Genomic DNA, 17,223 nt, shown 5'->3' with positions numbered 1-17,223 from the left:
TCGGCCGGCACGCCCGCCGGACGGCACATGCCGGCCGCGCGCCGGGCGCCCGCGCGGGAACTTAAACCGGGCCTTTGGTCTTTCTCCCCCGATGCCGGTCCCATCCGCCGGGGGCTGGCGAGGCGGAGATGGACGTGATCGATCGCAGAAGCCTGATGCTGGGAGGCCTTCTTCTCCCGGCCCTGGATGTGCTGGCCGCAAGCGCCGCCCCGGCCGAGGAGAGCGCCCGGTTCGATGCCGGAACGGTGCGCACGATCGCCCGCACTCTGGCGGCCAATCCCTACAAGGCGCCGGACACCGCCTTGCCGGGGGAGCTGGACAAGCTCAGCTATGACGACTACCGCAACATCCGCTTCAATGCCGAGCGCGCCATCTGGCGGGGCGAGGGGCTGCCGTTCGAGGTGCAGCTCCTGCATCGCGGCTTCCTGTTCCGCGACCGCGTGGACCTTCATCTGGTGGCCGACGGCAAGGCCACCCGGCTGCGCTATGACCCCGCCTTCTTCCGCTTCGAGCATGGCTTGAAGGCGCCGCAGGGCAATGCGGACCTCGGGTTTTCCGGCTTTCGTCTTCATGGTCCGCTGAACCGCCCGGACTATTTCGACGAGATCGCGGTGTTTCAGGGCGCGAGCTATTTCCGTGCGGTGGCCAAGGGGCAGGTCTATGGCTCCTCGGCGCGCGGGCTGGCCGTGCGCACGGGCCATCCCTCGGGCGAGGAATTCCCCATCTTCAAGGCCTTCTGGATCGAGACGCCGCGGCCCGGCGTGCCCTCCGTGGTGCTGCACGGCCTGCTGGACAGCCCGAGCGCGGCGGCCGCCTTGCGCTTCACGTTGCGTCCCGGCGAGACCACGGTGATGACGGTGGAGATGGCGCTCTATCCCCGCGAGGACGTGGCCGAGGCCGGCCTTGGGCCGCAGACCTCCATGTTCCTGTTCGATCCCGGCGACCGCAGCGGCTTCGATGATTTCCGCCCCGCCGTGCGCGATGCCCAGGGGCTGGGCATCATCGACGGGCGCGGCGAATATCTCTGGCGGCCGCTGTCCAATCCCTCGCGGCTCCAGATCAGCGAATTCGGCGGCGCCAATGTGCGCGGCTTCGGGCTGATGCAGCGCCAGCGCTCCTTCTTCGATTATCAGGACCTGGAAGCGCGCTATGAGCGCCGCCCGAGCCTGTGGGTGGAGCCCATCGGCGACTGGGGCGAAGGCGCCGTGCAATTGGTGGAGATCCCCACCGACCAGGAGATCCACGACAACATCGTCGCCTTCTGGCGGCCCAAGGAGCCGCTGCGCAAGGGCGGCGAATATAATTATACCTATCGTCTGCACTGGACCTGGGACATGCCCACGCCCGCCAGTCTGGCCCGCTTCGCCGATCTGCGCGTGGGCGGGGAGGCCGGCCGGCGGCTGATGGTGCTGGACCTGGTGGACGGGCCGTTGCGGGACGTGAAGCTTGAAGACGTGGAGGCGCGCGTCTCCGCCAGCGCCGGTGCCATTTCCACCGTCGTCCTCCAGCCCAATCCCGACATTTCCGGCGCGCGCCTGTCCTTCGTGTTCGAGCCCAAGGGGGTGGACCTGTCCGAATTGCGGGCCGGCCTCTTTGCCGGCGGCAATCCCGTCAGCGAAACCTGGCTTTACCGATGGACCGCCTAGCTGCCCCCCGCCGCCGGCCCCGCCCGGCCGTCCAGGTGACGGGGGAGGCCCCGGCCACCCGCGAAGGGACCACCCCCGCGCCGGCCCTGCCGCCGGACGCTCCCCTCGCCATGCCGGCCCAGCCCTTGCACCGGCATGGCGAACCCATGCGGACCGGCCGCGCCGAGGCGCTGCGCCTCATGGGGCGGCGGCTGTTCGTCTTCGGGGGCGCCGTCCTGCTCACCGCCTTTGCGGCCTATGAGATGTACCGCGTGCTCGACGTGGGCGGGCTCACCGGGCTGGAAATGCTGGTCCTCGTCCTGTTCGTGGTGCTGTTTGCCTGGATCGGCCTGTCCTTCATGACGGTGCTGGGCGGGCTCATCGCCCCCCGCTATGCCATGGGCGTCCGTCCCGACGGCCCGCTGCCGGACCTCTCCTTGCGCACGGCCATCCTGCTGCCGGTCTATAATGAGGAACCGGCGCGGGTGTTCGCGGGGCTGGAGGCCACCTGCCAGTCCCTCCTGGAGACGGGGCGCGGCGATCTCTTTGATGTGTTCGTGCTAAGCGACACCACAAATGCGGACGTCTGGGTGGCGGAGGAAGCCGCGTATCTGGCCCTGCGCGCCCGCATGCCGGACATCAAACTCTATTATCGCCGCCGGCCGGAGAATGTGGACCGCAAGGCGGGCAATATCGGCGCGTGGGTGACGCGCTTCGGCGCGGCGTACGAGGCCATGCTGGTGCTGGACGCGGACAGCGTCATGTCCGGTGATTGCGTGGTGCGGGCCACCGCCGCCTTGGAGGTCGATCCCGGGCTTGGGCTGGTGCAGACCTTACCGGTGATCGTGGGCGGGCGCACGCCGCTGGCGCGGCTCCAGCAATTTGCCGGGCGCCTCTATGGACCGCTGATCGCGCGCGGGCTGGCCTGGTGGCATGGGCCCCATTCCAATTATTGGGGCCACAACGCCGTCATCCGCACCCGCGCCTTCGCCGAGAGCGCGGGCCTGCCCCATCTGAAGGGCCGCAAGCCCTTCGGCGGCCATGTGCTGAGTCACGACTTCATCGAGGCCGCCTTCCTGCTGCGGGCGGGCTGGGGCGTGCGCATGCTCACGCAACTCACCGGCAGCTATGAGGAAGGCCCGCCCTCCTTGTCGGACCTCACCACGCGCGACCGGCGCTGGTGCCAGGGCAATCTCCAGCATCTGGCGATCCTGCCTGCGCGCGGCCTGCGCTTGCCGAGCCGCATCCATCTCTTGACCGGCATCGGCTCCTATGTGACAGCCCCGCTCTGGCTGTTGCTGCTGGTGGCGGGGCTCCTGACCGCCCTCCAGGCCCGCTTCGTGCCGCCCACCTATTTTCCGTCCGGCTTTGCGCTCTTCCCCACCTGGCCGGCGCAGGACCCCATCCGGGCGGCCTGGGTGTTCGGCGGCACCATGGCCGTGCTGCTGGTGCCCAAGCTCTTCGCCTATGGCGCGATGCTGTTCGACCGGGAGGCGCGGCAGGGCTTTGGCGGGGCGGGGTGGGCCTTCCTGAACCTGTTGTGGGAATGCCTGCTCTCGGCCCTGTGCGCGCCGGTCATCATGGTCTCTCAGTCGCTCCATGTGCTGAGCATTCTGTCCGGCCGCGATGGCGGCTGGCAGCCGCAGCAACGGGACGATGGCTCCATCGGCTGGCGGGCGGCCTTCTGGCAGTTTTTGCCGCAGACGGTGCTCGGCCTCCTCTTCACCGCCGCCACCGCCGCCATTTCCTGGCCGCTGCTGGCCTGGATGTCGCCGGTCATCCTCGGCCTGCTGCTGGCGGTGCCCTTGGCCGTGCTGACCGGACGGGCCCGTGGCCGGGCGGTCTGGCTGGGCATCCCGGAGGACCGCGATCCCCCCGAAGTGCTGCGGCGGGCCATGGATTTGCGCGCCCGCGTGCGGCCGGCCCCCGAGGAGGCGGTGGCCCGCCTCGCCACCGATCCCGCGCTGCTGGCCTTCCACCGCGCCAGCCTGCCGGAGGGTGGGCGGCGGCGGCCTGGCGACGTGCGCGCCGAACGTCTCATCGCCCGCGCCAAGGTGGAGGATGCGTCCAGCCGCGCCGAGGCCTTGTCCCGCCTCAGCCCGCGCGAGAAGGCGGCGGCGCTCGGCGACGACGTGGCCCTGGCGGGGCTTCTCGCCTTGCCCGATGCGGCCGTCCCGGTGAATGGGTGAGGCGCCTCCTCGGGTCCCAGGCATTCGCCCCCGCTCTGTTCCGGTACCCTCAGCGCACGCATGAGGGGTCTCACCTGCCTTGCGTCAAGGGAACCTCGAAACCGGCGCGGGCCGTGCTAGGTTGCGCGCCGATTCAGCGGACGACCGTCCTGCGGCCGCCGCAATCCCATAAGCTCAGAGGCATCCATGTATCGCGACGTTCTGCTCCACATTGACGGCCAGTGGCGCGCGGCCGAGGGTGGCCGCACCATCGAGGTGCTCAATCCCGCCACCGAAGAGGTGATCGGCACGGTGGCCCATGCCTCGCGCGGGGATCTCGACGCGGCGCTGGCGGCGGCCGAGAAGGGCTTCCGGCAGTGGTCGAAGGTCTCCGCCTATGACCGCGCCAAGGTGATGCGCAAGGCCGCCGACCTGCTGCGCGAGCGCGTCGCCGACATCATGCCCCTGATGACCCAGGAGCAGGGCAAGCCGCTGGGCGAGGCCAAGGTGGAGACGCTCGCCGCGGCGGATATCATCGACTGGTTCGCCGAGGAGGCCCGCCGCGCCTATGGCCGCGTGGTGCCGGCCCGCGCGCCCGGCATCTACCAGCTGGTCATCAAGGAGCCGGTCGGCCCCGTAGCCGCCTTCACCCCCTGGAACTTCCCCATCAACCAGGTGGTGCGCAAGGTCTCGGCGGCGCTGGCGGCGGGCTGCTCCATCATCGTGAAGGCCCCGGAAGAGACCCCGGCCTCCCCGGCCGAGCTCATCCGCGCCTTCGTGGATGCGGGCGTGCCGGCGGGGGTCGTCAACCTCGTCTATGGCGTGCCGGCCGAGATCAGCGAATATCTCATCCCCCATCCGGTCATCCGCAAGGTGACCTTCACCGGCTCCACCCCCGTGGGCAAACAGCTGGCGGCGCTCGCCGGCCTGCACATGAAGCGGGTGACCATGGAGCTGGGCGGCCATTCCCCCGTCATCGTGTTCGAGGATGCGGACATCGAGGCGGCGGCCAAGCAGATCGCGGCGGCCAAGTTCCGCAATGCCGGCCAGGTGTGCGTGTCTCCCACCCGCTTCATGGTGCAGGAGAAGGCCTACGACCAGTTCGTGGAGCGCTTCGTCGCCTATGCCAAATCGCTGAAGGTGGGCAATGGCCTGGAGGCCGGCACCCAGATGGGTCCGCTCGCCAATCCCCGCCGCGTGCCGGCCCTTGAGGCGCTGCTCGCGGATGCCACCCAGAAGGGCGCGGAGATCGCCACCGGCGGCAACCGTATCGGCAACAAGGGCTATTTCTTCGAGCCCACCGTTGTCACGGGCGTCAACCGCGAGATGCGGATGATGAACGAGGAGCCCTTCGGCCCGCTGGCCATGATCTTCCCCTTCTCTGACTTCGACGAGGCGGTGGAAGAGGCGAACCGGCTCCCCTATGGCCTTGCCTCCTACGCCTATACCCGCTCGGCCAAGACCGCCAACGCCATCGCCAACTCGGTGGAAGCGGGCATGATGACCATCAATCATCTGGGTCTTGCGCTGCCGGAAGTGCCGTTCGGCGGCGTGAAGGATTCCGGCTTCGGCTCGGAAGGCGGCCTGGAGGCCATCGAGGCCTATCTGAACCCCAAGTTCGTCTCCCAGGCGGGCCTCTGAGGTTTCAGGCAAAAGGGCCGGGCGGCGTTGCGCCCGGCCCCTCCTCTCAAAGCGACGTCACCACTTTCTGGCGCTGGCGGCCGAGCCCGGCAATGCCCAGCTCCACCACGTCACCCGGATTGAGGAACACCGGCTGCGGCTTGATGCCCATGCCGACACCCGGCGGCGTGCCGGTGGCGATGATGTCGCCCGGCTCCAACGTCATGTACCGGCTGCAATAGGAAACCAGGGTCTTCACGTCGAAGATCATGGTGGCGGTGCTGCCCGCCTGCATGCGCCGGCCGTTCACGTCCAGCCACATGTCCAGCGCCTGCGGGTCGGGCACCTCGTCCTTGGTCACGAGCCAGGGGCCGATGGGGCCGAACGTGTCGCAACCCTTGCCTTTGTCCCATTGCGAGGACTGCATCTGGAAGGCGCGCTCGGACACGTCATTGACCACGCAATAGCCCGCCACATAGTCGAGGGCGTCAGCCTGCTCCACATAGGCGGCGCGGGTGCCGATCACGACGCCCAGTTCCACTTCCCAATCGAGCTTGGTGGAGTGGCGCGGCTTCAAGATCGGATCGTCCGGCCCGGAAATGGCGTTGTTGGCCTTCAGGAAGATGATGGGCTCGCTGGGGGCGGCGAGGCCCGATTCGGCGGCATGGTCGGAATAATTGAGGCCGATGCACACGAACTTGGAAATGCCGGTCCATGGCACGCCGAGGCGCGGGGTGCCCTCCACCTTGGGCAAGCTGGCGGCATCGAGGCCGGCCAGCGGCGCAAGGCCCTTTGCGATCAGGGCGGCGTCGATGTCGGGCACCACGCCGGAAAGGTCACGGAGCGTGCCATCGGCGGCCAAGAGGCCGGGCTTCTCGGCGCCGGGGGCGCCGTAGCGGACGAGTTTCATAAAATGTCTCTTTCAAGTGGGACGGTCAGGCGGCTTCGGTGAGATAGGGCTCCACATCGTGCATGTGGCGGCCCTGTTCGATGGGCACGCAATCGGCCGGGAAATCCTGCTGGAAGATGGCGCCGGCCGCCTTGGCGCTGGCGATGAAGCGGTCGAGATGGACCATGGCGCCGGTGGGCAGGTCGTGCAGCACCATCAGGGCATGGTCCTGGGCAAAGCAAAGCTCCAGCGCCCGCTCCACCCAGCCGGCCGGATAGGCCCAGTCCTCGGGGATCACGTTCCACAGGACGAGGGTGTAGCGATGGGCCTCCAGATGGGCGAGGGCCTCGCGGTTCAGCAAGCGCTGGTCCAGGAGCCCGCCGCCGCCGAAGGGCCGGAAGAAGCGGCGGGGATGGGCGAGGTCGCCGATGGCCGCCTCCGTGCGGGCGATCTCGCCCGCTGACATGCCTTGCTCGGGGCTGAGGCCCAGCGGCACCAGGTGGTTGTAGGTGTGGTTGCCGATCCAATGGCCTTCCGCGTGCGCACGCTCGCTGAGGGCACGGCGGTCGCGCAGCTTGTCGCCGACCACGAAGAAGGTGGACTTCAGATCGTGCCGGCGCAGCGTGTCCAGCACCTGCGGGGTGACATCGGGGTCGGGACCATTGTCGAAGGACAAGGTGATGCGGGTCATCACGGGCTCCGGGGAGGAAACGTCAGGGCGAGGCGCGGCGATCAGCCGGCGCCTTCGGCAGAGCGGGTGGCAAGGCGCCAGTGGCGGGTGCGGCGCTCCAGCAGGCGCACCAATTGGTCGAAGGCGAAGACCAGGGCCACCACCACCAGGATGGCGGCGAACACGCGGGGGCTGTCCAGCATGGTGCGGTAGCGGGTGATGAGATAGCCGATGCCCTCCGACGAGGTGAGCATCTCCGCCACCACGATGCCCACGATCACCAGCGCCCCGCCCACGCGGAAGGAGGACAGAACGGTGGGAATGGCGGCGGGCAGGAGCACCCGCGTCACCGTCTGCAGGCGGCTCGCCTTCAGGCTGCGCGCCACCACCAGATATTGCCGGTCGATGGTCTGCACGCCGGCCATGGTGCCGAGCAGGCAAGGGAGCACGCCATAGAGGCTGGCGAAGGCGATCTTGGCCTGCGGGCCGATGCCGAACCAGGCGGTGAAGAGCGGATAGAGGATGACGAGCGGCACCGCATAGAGCCCCGAGGCGAGCGGCTGCGCCACCTTCCGCAGCCTCGGCACGGAGCCGGCCAGCAGCCCGAGGCCGATGCCGCCGCCGCAGGCGAGCACCATGGAAATGCCCATGGCCTGGAGCGAGAAGGCCAGGTGCTTCAGGTAATCCGGCGCGCCGCTGACGAGCGCGGCCAGCGTCTGGGTGAGCGGCGGCAGAAAGAGCGAGGGCACCAGCCCCAGGCGCGGCAGAGCCTCCCACAGCACCAGCAGGGCCAGCCAGATGAGGCGGCGGGTGGTGTCCGGGGAGAGGCGCGGGGCGCGGGCGGTGGCCGGGCCACCTTCGGCGCGGGTTTCGGCGAGGGCCATGTCAGCCCCCCGCCTGGGTCTTGATCTGGCTCCAGATGCGCTCGCGCAATTGCGCGAACCGCTCGGTGGCCATCATGGCATAGGTGCGGGGCCGCGGCAGGTCCACTTCCACCCGGTCGACGATGCGGCCGGGCCGGGCGGACATGACGATGATCTCGTCGGCCAAATAGGCCGCCTCGGTGAGGGAATGGGTGACGAACACCACCGTCTTGCCGGTCTCTTCCCAGATGCGCAGCAATTCGTCGCCCATGGCGATGCGGGTCTGCTCGTCCAGCGCCGCGAAGGGCTCGTCCAGCATCAGGATGGGCGGGTTCTGCACCAGCCCCCGGGCGATGGACACGCGCTGCTTCATGCCGCCCGACAATTCGTGGGGATAGCGGTCCTCGAAGCCCTTCAGGCCCACCAGGGCCAGCTTTTCGCGGGCGCGGGCCTTCCGCTCGGCCTTGGGCATGCCGCGCAGCGAGAGCGGGAATTCCACATTGTCCAGCGCCGTGAGCCAGGGATAGAGGCTTGCCTCCTGGAACACCACGCCCACCCGGTCCGGGTCTGGCTGGCGCATGGGGGCGCCGCCGCACAGGATGGTGCCGGAGGTGGGCGCGAGCAGCCCTGTCATCATCATGAGCAGGGAGGACTTGCCGCACCCGCTCGGGCCCACGATGACCACGAACCGGCCGGGCTTCACATCCAGCGCGATGTCGGAAAGGGCCTGCGTTACCCGTCCGCCGGCATCGTAGGTGTGGTTCAGGCCGGCGATATGGATGGCGCCGGCGTCGCGGTCGGTGCCCTTGGAGGAGGGCGTGCCGGGGGCGGATCGGAGGGCCGTGTTCGCGGTCAGGGACATCAGCTTCTCCAATGCTCGCAGCGGGCCTCGAACCAGCGGACCGTCTCGTTGAACAGGATGGCGGCGGCGGAAATGATGAGGATGGCGGCCAGCAATTCCTTCAGCTGGAAGTTCTCGCCCCAATTGGCCACCAATTGCCCGAGCCCGGCGCGCGAGGCGTACATCTCGGCGAGCAGGATGCCGGTCAGGTTGAAGATCATGGCGAGCCGCACCGCCTCCAGCAGCACCGGCGCCATGGCCGGCAGATAGACGCGCAGCGCGATCTGGAGCGGGGTCGCCCCATAGACGCGGGCGACGCGGACCTGGTCGGCCTTCACCGATTCCAGGGCCGAGAAGGCACAGATGAGAACGATGAAGATGGTGGAGAAAACGCCGAAGCCCACCTTCTGTGCGAAGTTGATCCCGAAGGCCAGGATGAACATGGGAAGGAAAATGGTCTTCGGAATCGAGAAGAGCGTGAAGATGATGGGCTGGAGCACGCGGCGCCAATAGGGGCTCTCGCCGATGGCGATGCCCAGCACCACCCCGAGCGGGGCGGCGATGAGGAAGGCGACCATCACCTCCGCCACCGTCACCCCCGCCTGGGCGAGGAAAGCGGGGCTGACAATGAGCGTGCCGGCCGTGGCCAGCACCTCGCCCACCGGGGGGAGCAGCATGGGCTGGACAAGGCCCAGCGAGAGCACGGCCTGCCAAACGGCGAACAGGACGGCCAGCGTGCCGGCCCAGAGCAGGAGCCGCCCGCCGCCCCGCCAGCGCCGCGCGGGCGCGGGTGTCGGCGGGGCGGCGGCAGCGGGATGGGCGAGGGCGGGAGAGCCGGTGGGGGCGGCCACGCTCACGCCCCGAGGGTGACGGGGGTGAAGGCGGTGCTGACGATCTGGTCCGCCGGGGCGAGGTTGGTGAAGCCGCCAATGCGGGCCAGCTCCATCGCCACCTTGATGTCGTCCGGCGTCATGCGCCCGTCGGTGGACAGGGCGAGGAAGGTTTCCTCATATTCCTGCTTGGCCACCGCCTCGGGAACGTTGTTGGTCTCGGCGATGATCTTGATGGCCTGGTCGCGATTCTTGCGGATATAGTCCACCGCGCCATAAAGCGCCTTCAGCGTATTGGTGAGCAGCTGCGGCTTCTTGGCGATGATCGCGTCGGTGGATGCCCAGCCCACCGCCAGGTGCTTGGGAATGGCGGTGGCGAAGTCCAGCAGCGAGCGGGCCTGGTTGTTCTGGAGCAATTGGAAGCTCAGCGGCGAATAGACGATGGCCGCGTCCACATTGCCCGACAAGAGGTTGGGCACGAGGCCGCCGCCGCCCAGGGGCACGCTGGTGAAATCGATCTTGCGATCGGAGCGCATCCACAGCGCCATGAAATCGGAGAGCGAGCCGGAGGTGGTGATGCCCACTTTCTTGCCCGCAATGCCCGCCACATCCTTGATGGGCGAGGCGGTGGGCACCAGCAGGCGCCAGCCCGTATTGGTGTCGGCGCCGAGCGCGATGATGCGCGTCTCCACCCCACGCAGGCGGCCGGCGCCCACTTGCGCGACGAGGCCGATGGTGAGGTCGGACGATCCCGCCGCCAGCGCCTCGAAGCCTTCGCCGCCGCTGCGATAGACGGTGAGGTCCGGGGTGAGGCCGTAGCGGGTGAACAGGCCCTGCTTCACCGCCACGTCGGCGACGATGGAGGGCCACCAGGTCTTGGTGGGCAGGCCGATGCGCACCGTCTCGGCGGCAAGGACGGGGCGTCCGCCGACGGCCAAGGCCGCGGCTCCAGCGGCGAGCGCTAGGGCGCCGCGGCGGGTGAAGGCGGGGGTGGCGTGATGATTGTTCATTGTCTTTTTCCCTCCCAGGAGCGTTTTCGCGCCAAGCGGCACCCACCAAGCGGCACCGGTCCACGTGACACAAACGCGTTGAATCTGTCGGTGGTGCCGTCAGGCGGCGCGTTCGTCCGTCGTTTTGCCGGCCAGCTGGCGGATGATCTCGTCCACGCTGAGCACGTCGCCATATTTCAGGTCGATGTCGGCAAGGCTTTGGAGATGGGCATCGGCGAGACGGTCGGCGGTGGCTTCGCGGGCCACGATGGTGCGGAACCCGTGCTGGCAGGCATCCACGGCGGAGGCGCGCACGCAGCCGCTGGTGGTGCATCCGGCGATCACCAGCGTGTCCACCTGAAGCGCCCTCAGGCGATCGGCGAGATCGGTGGCGAAGAAGCAGCTGGCGAAGGGCTTGGCGAACACATGGTCGCCGGGCGCCACATGAAGGCGCGGGTCCTGCGCCACGCCCGGGCTGCCGGTGACGAGGGCGTGGAGCCCCTGGATCTTCTTCGCCCACACGCCCGCCTCGCGGGCGGGATCGTCATAGGCGATGGTGGAGAAGAAGACCGGCGCGCCGCGTGTGCGGGCGGCGGCGATGAGGCGGTTGGCTTCGTCGATTTCCTGCTCCATGGCGGCGCCCAAGGGCGCGGCAGGGTCTGTGAAGGCGCAGGTGAAATCCACCACCAGCAAGGCTGGAGCCTGGCCAAAGCCAACGGGGGAGCCGAAGCCGCGCGCGTGCACGGCGGCGAGTTCAGACGTCATGGCGTCTCCTTCCCTCACCGGGGATCTGACGTCCCCGTATCATTGCCGCGATCATGGGCCCATTCCCCGCTCTTGATTATCGGGAATTAAAAAAAGATATTATTTCCCATTCCTCGATAATCGCGGAGGACGGCAGTGGTTGCTTTGCCCGACGGCCCGCTGAACGAGGCGAGCATCCTTTCTTTGCGCTGCTTCGTGGCGGTGGTGGAAACGCAGAGCTTCTCCTCGGCCGCCCGCCAATTGCGCCTTGCCGCCTCCTCGGTCACCAAGCATGTGCAGGTGCTGGAGCATGCTCTGAAGGTGGCGCTGGTTCATCGCAGCACGCGGCGCATCTCCGTCACCGATGCGGGCGAGCGCTTCTACGACCAGTGCGTGGGCATCCTCGCCCAGGTGGATGCCGCCGCCACCGTCATGAGCACGGAGCGGGAATTGAGCGGGCATTTGCGGGTCACCGCCCCGCCCTCTTTCGTCGCTTCCTCGCTGGGGCCGAACCTCTACGCTTTCCTCGCCGAGCATCCGGGCATCACGCTGGACCTGATGGTCTCCAGCGCCACGCCGGACCTGATCCGCGACCGCATCGACGTGGCCATCACGCTGCAGGAAGAGCCCATCTCCAAGCTCGCCCATGTGCTGCTGGCATCCTGCGGCCGCATCCTGTGCGCGGCGCCAGCCTATGTGGCGCGGGCGGGCCTGCCGCGCACGCCGGAAGACCTCGCGCACCATGATTGCCTCGCCAGCCGCTTCTCCGATCTCGCCGAGACCTGGCTGCTGCGGGACGGGCCGGACGAGGAATGGCGGCCGGTCCATACCCGCAGCCGCCTGCTCTCCGACAATGGCGACCTCCTGCGGCTGGCCTGCCTGTCGGGCGCGGGCATCGCCAATTTCTACGCCTTCCACGCCCGGCAGGACCTGGCGGCGGGTCGCCTCATCGCGGTGCTGCCGCAGGTGCAGATGAAGCCGAAGAACATCTATGCGGTGATCCCTCATCGCCAGATCGTGCGGCCGCCCACCCGCGCCTTCATCGACTTCGCCCGCCGCCTCGCCACCGCCGCGCCGGCGTCGTGAAAGGCTAGGCGGCTCCGCTGATGCGGGCGACAAGGTCTTCCGGCCGGTCGGGCAGGGCATCGCCCCGCCAGGCCACGTGCTGGTCGGGGCGCACCAGGACCGCCTTGCGATCATAGACGGCGGCCTCGGGAGTCGGTTCGACGTCCAGCACCGCCAGCGGCACGCCGCGCGCCTGCGCGGCTGTCACGAGGCCGCTCACGTCGAGCGACGGGTCGAAGCGCAGCAAGGTGTAGTCGGGACCGAGCGCGTCATAAAGGGAGCGGCCATCGGAGAGCCAGAAGTGCGGCGCGCGGCAGCCGGGGACGGTGGAGGGCTCGAACGTGCCCATGCCATAGGCCGGTTGGGCCTCGCCGTCATAGGCGATGAGCGGCGAGCGGTCGTAGAAATAGCCGAAGTTCAGGCCGGCGCAGCAATATTGCTGGACGTTGAGGTCATACACATCCTGCCCGAAGGCCGCGCGCAGGGCATCTCCCTCGGGGCCGGGGGCCTCGATGTCCGCCGGCACCGCGCGGCGGCGCTTGGCCATCTCTTCCGCATGGCGCATGGCGAAGTGGGAGACCTGCTGGGTGATGGGTTGGCGCTCGGCCTCGTGGGCGTCGAGAATGGCCGGGCTCCCCCAGCCGTTCAGATGCGCCGCCAGCAGCCAGGACAGGTTGGTGGCGTCCGCAATGCCCGCATTCATGCCATAGCCCGCATAGGGCACCCAGATATGGGCGGCATCGCCGCAGATGAAGACGCGGCGATCGCGGAAGCGGTTGGCCACAAGGCGGCGGCCGAACCAGTCCTCCTTGCTCACGACGTTATAGGAAAAGTCCGGGCCGACGCCGAGAATGGTGCGGATGGCCCAGTCGCGGTCCACCGCGTCGAAGTCCGCTTCTTCGTCGCGCAGATAATTGTGCACCAGCCAAAGCTCTTTCCCGTCAATGGCATAGATGTTCCCGCTGCGGCGGGGATTGAGGGTGAACATGGACCAGGCGGGCGGCAGCTGCATGCGCGCGATGAGGTCAGGCGCGCGGATCAGCGTCGACTGGACGCGCTGAACCACCGCGTCGCCCTCCAGCCGCGCGCCCATCTGGCGGCGGATCTCCGATTTGCCGCCGTCGCAGCCCACCAGATAGGCGGCCTTGATCTCGAAGGGTGCGCCGGTTTCCAGGTCGCGGGCGGTGGCGGTGACGCCCGCCTCATCCTGGGTGAAATGCTCCACCTGCGTGCGGTTGAGGATGCGGATGTTGGGCTGGCGCGCCGCATGGGCGAACAGGATGGGTTCGAGGTAAATCTGGTTGATGCGGTGGGGCGGCTCGGGGGTGGGCCACCAGGTGTCCGGTCCCTCCTTTGAGGTGTAGCGGTCCCGCCGGCAGGGGATGGGGATGCGGGTGATCTCCGCGCCTACCGTGGCGGTGCGGTAGGATACGTCATTGGCATAGTCCTCCGGCAGCCCGGCATTGCGCAGAGCGCTGGCGATGCCGAGGCGACGGAAGATTTCCATGGAGCGCGCCGAGACGTGGTTGCACTTCACGTTCGGCGGCTCGCCGGCGGCGCGCACTTCCACCACCGTGACCGCAATGCCCCGCGCGGCGAGGTCGAGGGCGAGGGTGAGGCCGACGGGGCCGGCGCCGACGACGAGCACGGAGGGCGCGAGGGGGCGGGACGGAGTGGTCGAGGGGGTGGTCATGGCGTGGTCTCTGTCGGCAGCGCATGCGGAAGGGGGCCGCGCCGGAGCACGGCCGCACCACGGGAAGGCGGGTGGGCGGGAGGCGTCAGTCCGCCGTGGCGCCGCTGGCGCGCACCACTGGCCCCCATTTGGCGATTTCATCGCGGATGTAGGCCGCGAACTCCGTCGGCGTGTCGGAGACGGGCTGGAGGCCCACCCGCGCGAAGGCCTCGGCCGTCGCCGGGTCCGCCACGAAGGCGCGCAACTGGGTGCTCAAGGTTGAGACCACTTCGGGCGGAAGCCCGGCGGGGCCGACAATGCCTTGCCAGGCGGAGGCCTCGTAGCCGGCGATGCCCGCCTCCGCCAAGGTCGGCACGTCCGGCAGGCCGGGCAGGCGCTGGGCCGTGGTGACGCCCAGCGGGATGATCTTGCCCGCCTGGATCTGGCCGAGCGCGGGGGCAAGGTCCGACACCATGAGGGAGGTCTGCCCGCCCACCAGATCGTTCATGGCCGGCGCGCTGCCCTTGTAGGGCACATGGATGATGTCGATCCCGGTGCTGGCCTTCAGCAATTCCATGAACAGGTGCTGGGGCGAGCCGTTGCCGGCGGAGCCATAGGTGAGGCTGCCGGGCTTGGCCTTGGCCAGGGCGACCAGCTCCCTCACCGTCTTCACGCCAAGGGCGGGATTGGCCACCAGCACGAAGGGCACGTTGGCCACCAGGCCCACCGGCGTGAAGGCGGCCACCGGGTCATAGGGCAGCTTCTTGTAGAGCGCCGGATTGATGGCCAGCGTGGTGCTGGTGGCCAGCAGGAGCGTGTAGCCGTCCGGCGTCGCCCGCGCCACGAAATCGGCGCCCACCGCCGAGCCTGCGCCCGGGCGGTTTTCCACCACGAAGGGCTGGCCGAGCTTGTCCTGCAGCCATTTGGCCACCAGGCGCCCGAGCGCATCGCTGGCGCCGCCGGGGGCATAGGGCACCACCAGGGTCACGGGGCGGGTGGGATAGGTCTGGGAAAAGGCGGGTGTCGCCGCGACGAGGCCAGAGGCCAGAAGCCCGGCGGCGAGAAGCCCGGCTCCGCCGCGCAACAGGGCACGGCGGCAGATGGGCGCGCGGGTGATGTCCATGCAAAGGCCTGCGCGGCCGCGCGAGGCGGGGCGTGTGTCGACCATGGCGTCCTCCCTTTCGGAAACGTCCTTCCACCCCATGGGCGGCGGCGCCTCTCGCATGTCGTCCGTTTATTGGACAAAGACAGTCTGTCCCGACTGTGTGCATGTGCTTAACATATTAAATTCATCCGCAGCAAGAGCCGTTTGCCGTCGACAATCACCACCAGGCGTGGCAGAAACGGCGTCCAATTATCGGACGGAAGGTTGGGCATGAGCGGGGAAAGCATGGCGGCGGCCGGCAGTTTCGCGCGGGCGCAGCTGCTGTTGCGGGCCATTGCCCAGGCGGGGATGGAGGGGGCCGCCTTGCGGGACCTGATCCGCGCCACCGGCCTGCCGCGCCCCACCGTGCATCGGGTGCTGGCCATGCTGGAGAGCGCCGGCTGGGTGACCCGCTCCGGCGAGGGCCAGGCCTTCCGGCTGGGGCTGGAATTGCTGGCGCTGGGCGCGGGCGCCGCGGCCTGCCATCCGCTGGAAACCGTGGCGGGGGCGGCCATGGCGCGGCTTGCCCTGGCCATCGCCCAGCCCGTCTATCTGGTGGTGCGCGCGGGGCCGGATTCGGTCTGCATCGCCCGCGAGGAGAGCGGCCGGCGCATCCAGACCCTGGTGCTCCAGGTGGGCAGCCGCGAGCCGCTGGGCATCGGCGCCGGGTCCATGGCCCTGCTCGCGGCTCTGCCTGAGGCGGAGATGCAGGAGTTCATCGCCGCCAACCGCGCGCGCTATCACCAGCGCCCCGATTTCGACGAGGCTGCCTTTCTCGCGGCGGTGGAGCGCACGCGCCGGCTCGGGTTCGCCGAGCATGACGACCTGTTCACGCCGGGGGTGAGCGGTGTCGGGGTGGCGGTGCGCAACGGCCGGGGGGAGGCCATCGCCGGAATCAGCACCGCCTTTGTCGGCGTCTGGCTGTCGGCCGAGGCGCGGGCGGGCATTGTCCCCCGCATCCGGGAGGCGGCGCAGGACATTTCCGCCCGCCTGGCCGGCGCTCCGGCCGGTTCGCCCGCCTGAGAGAGAGCCGCTTCAGGCGCCGATCCAGCCGGCCAGCACCGTCAGCACCAGGGGAATGACCGCGGCCGCGCCCACCGTCTGCGCGGCGGTGATGCCGGCCATAAGCGGGGCATCGCCGCCCAATTGCCGGGCCATGATATAGGCGGAGGAGGCGGTGGGCAGCACCTGGAACAGGAGGGCGGTGGTGAGCGCCGGGCCGGTCAGGCCGAAGGGCACGGCCAGCAGCAAGGTGGCCAACGGCATCACCAGGAACTTCACCGTGGAGGAGGAGACCACCGGCCCCACCCATTGGCGGGCGGTGGAGAAATCCAGCGCCGCGCCCACGCACAACAGGCCAATGGGCAGCGAGGCCGCCCCCAGCGCCTTCAACGCCGGCTCGATGCCGGGCGGCACATGCAGGCCCAGCACCTGGAGCCCGATGCCGCCGAGGCACGCCAGCACCAGCGGATTGGTGGCGAGCTGCCGCGCCACGCCGCGCGCCGTCAGCCGCGCCGCGCCGTGGCGGGCGAAGACGAGCACGCACAGCACATTGACGGTGGGCACGATGGCCGCGTTGCAGATGGCCGCGAGCGCAATGCCCTTGGCGCCGAACAGGCCCGCCGCCAGCGTGACGCCCACATAATTGTTGAACCGCACGCTGCCCTGGAACACCGAGGTGAAGGCCGGTCCATCCACACCCAGCAACGGCCGCGCGGCCACCACCAGGCCGGCCACCAGCAAGGTGGAGGCGACGAGCGTCGTCACCAATTCCCAGACCGGCAACTGGTCGAGCGTGGCGGTGGCAAGGCCGTGGAAGAACAGCGCCGGCAGCAGCACGAAATAGCCGAGCCGCTCGGCCTGCGGCCAGAAGCCCTCGGCCAGGAATTTGCGCTGCTTCAGGAACAGCCCGAGGGCGATGAGCAGCACCACCGGCGCCAGCGCCAGCAGGACGGCGCCCGTCATGGCCGGCCCTCCAGCATCGCCGGCGCGCCTGAGCGGCGCGCCGCAACGGCCGAAGCGCGCGAGCGGGAGGGCGGTGACGTGCAGGTCATGACAGGGGCGCCGGAACGGAGGGAAGGGCACATTAGGGCGCGGCTGGGC

General features: G+C 69.2%; 15 protein-coding genes. 5 read left to right on the top strand and 10 right to left on the bottom strand.

All coding sequences use genetic code 11. From position 1 onward, the window contains the following. The first annotated feature begins 137 nt into the window (after positions 1 to 137). The 3 genes from ACT54L_RS20420 (at position 138) to ACT54L_RS20410 (ending at position 5,434) form a co-directional block, all read left to right on the top strand. Positions 138 to 1,646: an OpgD/OpgG family glucan biosynthesis protein gene (locus tag ACT54L_RS20420; protein WP_476087634.1), complete on the top strand. Its 1,509-nt coding sequence runs from the start codon at positions 138 to 140 to the stop codon at positions 1,644 to 1,646. Next, positions 1,634 to 3,814: a glucans biosynthesis glucosyltransferase MdoH gene (gene mdoH / locus ACT54L_RS20415; RefSeq protein WP_476087475.1), complete on the top strand. Its 2,181-nt coding sequence runs from the start codon at positions 1,634 to 1,636 to the stop codon at positions 3,812 to 3,814. The genes ACT54L_RS20420 and mdoH overlap by 13 nt, the downstream gene beginning before the upstream one ends. Positions 3,815 to 4,000: 186 nt before the next feature. Continuing rightward, positions 4,001 to 5,434: an NAD-dependent succinate-semialdehyde dehydrogenase gene (locus ACT54L_RS20410; protein ID WP_476087474.1), complete on the top strand. Its 1,434-nt coding sequence runs from the start codon at positions 4,001 to 4,003 to the stop codon at positions 5,432 to 5,434. Positions 5,435 to 5,480: 46 nt separating this feature from the next. Here ACT54L_RS20410 and ACT54L_RS20405 read toward each other — a convergent pair whose 3' ends face one another. From ACT54L_RS20405 to ACT54L_RS20375, 7 genes are all read right to left on the bottom strand, one after another. Then, positions 5,481 to 6,323 carry a fumarylacetoacetate hydrolase family protein gene (locus ACT54L_RS20405; RefSeq protein WP_476087473.1) on the bottom strand — a complete coding sequence of 281 codons (843 nt, stop codon included), beginning with the start codon at positions 6,321 to 6,323 and terminating at the stop codon, positions 5,481 to 5,483. A gap of 25 nt (positions 6,324 to 6,348) precedes the next feature. Then, complete coding sequence (locus tag ACT54L_RS20400) at positions 6,349 to 6,993, bottom strand: polysaccharide deacetylase family protein (protein ID WP_476087472.1); 645 nt, start codon at positions 6,991 to 6,993, stop codon at positions 6,349 to 6,351. Positions 6,994 to 7,034: 41 nt separating this feature from the next. Further along, positions 7,035 to 7,856: an ABC transporter permease gene (locus tag ACT54L_RS20395; protein WP_476087471.1), complete on the bottom strand. Its 822-nt coding sequence runs from the start codon at positions 7,854 to 7,856 to the stop codon at positions 7,035 to 7,037. A gap of 1 nt (position 7,857) precedes the next feature. Next, a complete protein-coding gene (locus ACT54L_RS20390; RefSeq protein WP_476087470.1) occupies positions 7,858 to 8,697 on the bottom strand; it encodes an ABC transporter ATP-binding protein in 840 nt (279 codons plus the stop codon). Continuing rightward, entirely contained in the window at positions 8,697 to 9,527 is an 831-nt protein-coding gene (locus tag ACT54L_RS20385; RefSeq protein WP_476087469.1) for an ABC transporter permease, read from the bottom strand. The genes ACT54L_RS20390 and ACT54L_RS20385 overlap by 1 nt, the downstream gene beginning before the upstream one ends. Positions 9,528 to 9,529: 2 nt before the next feature. After that, positions 9,530 to 10,516 (bottom strand): ABC transporter substrate-binding protein, encoded by a 987-nt coding sequence (locus ACT54L_RS20380; protein WP_476087468.1) that lies wholly within the window; start codon positions 10,514 to 10,516, stop codon positions 9,530 to 9,532. Positions 10,517 to 10,615: 99 nt separating this feature from the next. Beyond that, a complete protein-coding gene (locus ACT54L_RS20375; RefSeq protein ID WP_476087467.1) occupies positions 10,616 to 11,260 on the bottom strand; it encodes an isochorismatase family protein in 645 nt (214 codons plus the stop codon). 135 nt (positions 11,261 to 11,395) lie between these two features. On the opposite strand from ACT54L_RS20375, the gene ACT54L_RS20370 reads away from it, so the two are divergent. Beyond that, a complete protein-coding gene (locus ACT54L_RS20370) occupies positions 11,396 to 12,325 on the top strand; it encodes a LysR family transcriptional regulator (protein ID WP_476087466.1) in 930 nt (309 codons plus the stop codon). Positions 12,326 to 12,329: 4 nt separating this feature from the next. Here ACT54L_RS20370 and ACT54L_RS20365 read toward each other — a convergent pair whose 3' ends face one another. After that, positions 12,330 to 13,997: an FAD-dependent oxidoreductase gene (locus tag ACT54L_RS20365; RefSeq protein ID WP_476087465.1), complete on the bottom strand. Its 1,668-nt coding sequence runs from the start codon at positions 13,995 to 13,997 to the stop codon at positions 12,330 to 12,332. 85 nt (positions 13,998 to 14,082) lie between these two features. Then, entirely contained in the window at positions 14,083 to 15,144 is a 1,062-nt protein-coding gene (locus ACT54L_RS20360; RefSeq protein ID WP_476087464.1) for a Bug family tripartite tricarboxylate transporter substrate binding protein, read from the bottom strand. A gap of 207 nt (positions 15,145 to 15,351) precedes the next feature. Here ACT54L_RS20360 and ACT54L_RS20355 point away from each other — a divergent pair, with 207 nt between their 5' ends. Then, positions 15,352 to 16,143, top strand: coding sequence for an IclR family transcriptional regulator (locus ACT54L_RS20355; RefSeq protein WP_476087463.1), 792 nt, complete (start codon positions 15,352 to 15,354; stop codon positions 16,141 to 16,143). Positions 16,144 to 16,155: 12 nt separating this feature from the next. Here ACT54L_RS20355 and ACT54L_RS20350 read toward each other — a convergent pair whose 3' ends face one another. Then, positions 16,156 to 17,085 (bottom strand): AEC family transporter, encoded by a 930-nt coding sequence (locus ACT54L_RS20350; protein WP_476087462.1) that lies wholly within the window; start codon positions 17,083 to 17,085, stop codon positions 16,156 to 16,158. Positions 17,086 to 17,223 lie beyond the last annotated feature (138 nt).

It is taken from the genome of Aquabacter sp. DMC10 (genome assembly GCF_056314145.1).
Note: the sequence above shows the minus strand (reverse complement) of the source record. Positions and strands in the feature narration are given on the sequence as shown.

Bases quoted from the DNA above. Each gene is read 5' to 3' on its own strand.
- ACT54L_RS20410 (WP_476087474.1), top strand. From the start codon at position 4,001: ATGTATCGCGACGTTCTGCTCCACATTGACGGCCAGTGGCGCGCGGCC.
- ACT54L_RS20405 (WP_476087473.1), bottom strand. From the start codon at position 6,323: ATGAAACTCGTCCGCTACGGCGCCCCCGGCGCCGAGAAGCCCGGCCTC.
- ACT54L_RS20360 (WP_476087464.1), bottom strand. From the start codon at position 15,144: ATGGTCGACACACGCCCCGCCTCGCGCGGCCGCGCAGGCCTTTGCATG.
- ACT54L_RS20400 (WP_476087472.1), bottom strand. From the start codon at position 6,993: ATGACCCGCATCACCTTGTCCTTCGACAATGGTCCCGACCCCGATGTC.
- ACT54L_RS20350 (WP_476087462.1), bottom strand. From the start codon at position 17,085: ATGACGGGCGCCGTCCTGCTGGCGCTGGCGCCGGTGGTGCTGCTCATC.
- ACT54L_RS20365 (WP_476087465.1), bottom strand. From the start codon at position 13,997: ATGACCACCCCCTCGACCACTCCGTCCCGCCCCCTCGCGCCCTCCGTG.
- ACT54L_RS20380 (WP_476087468.1), bottom strand. From the start codon at position 10,516: ATGAACAATCATCACGCCACCCCCGCCTTCACCCGCCGCGGCGCCCTA.
- ACT54L_RS20395 (WP_476087471.1), bottom strand. From the start codon at position 7,856: ATGGCCCTCGCCGAAACCCGCGCCGAAGGTGGCCCGGCCACCGCCCGC.
- mdoH (WP_476087475.1), top strand. From the start codon at position 1,634: ATGGACCGCCTAGCTGCCCCCCGCCGCCGGCCCCGCCCGGCCGTCCAG.
- ACT54L_RS20375 (WP_476087467.1), bottom strand. From the start codon at position 11,260: ATGACGTCTGAACTCGCCGCCGTGCACGCGCGCGGCTTCGGCTCCCCC.
- ACT54L_RS20390 (WP_476087470.1), bottom strand. From the start codon at position 8,697: ATGTCCCTGACCGCGAACACGGCCCTCCGATCCGCCCCCGGCACGCCC.
- ACT54L_RS20355 (WP_476087463.1), top strand. From the start codon at position 15,352: ATGAGCGGGGAAAGCATGGCGGCGGCCGGCAGTTTCGCGCGGGCGCAG.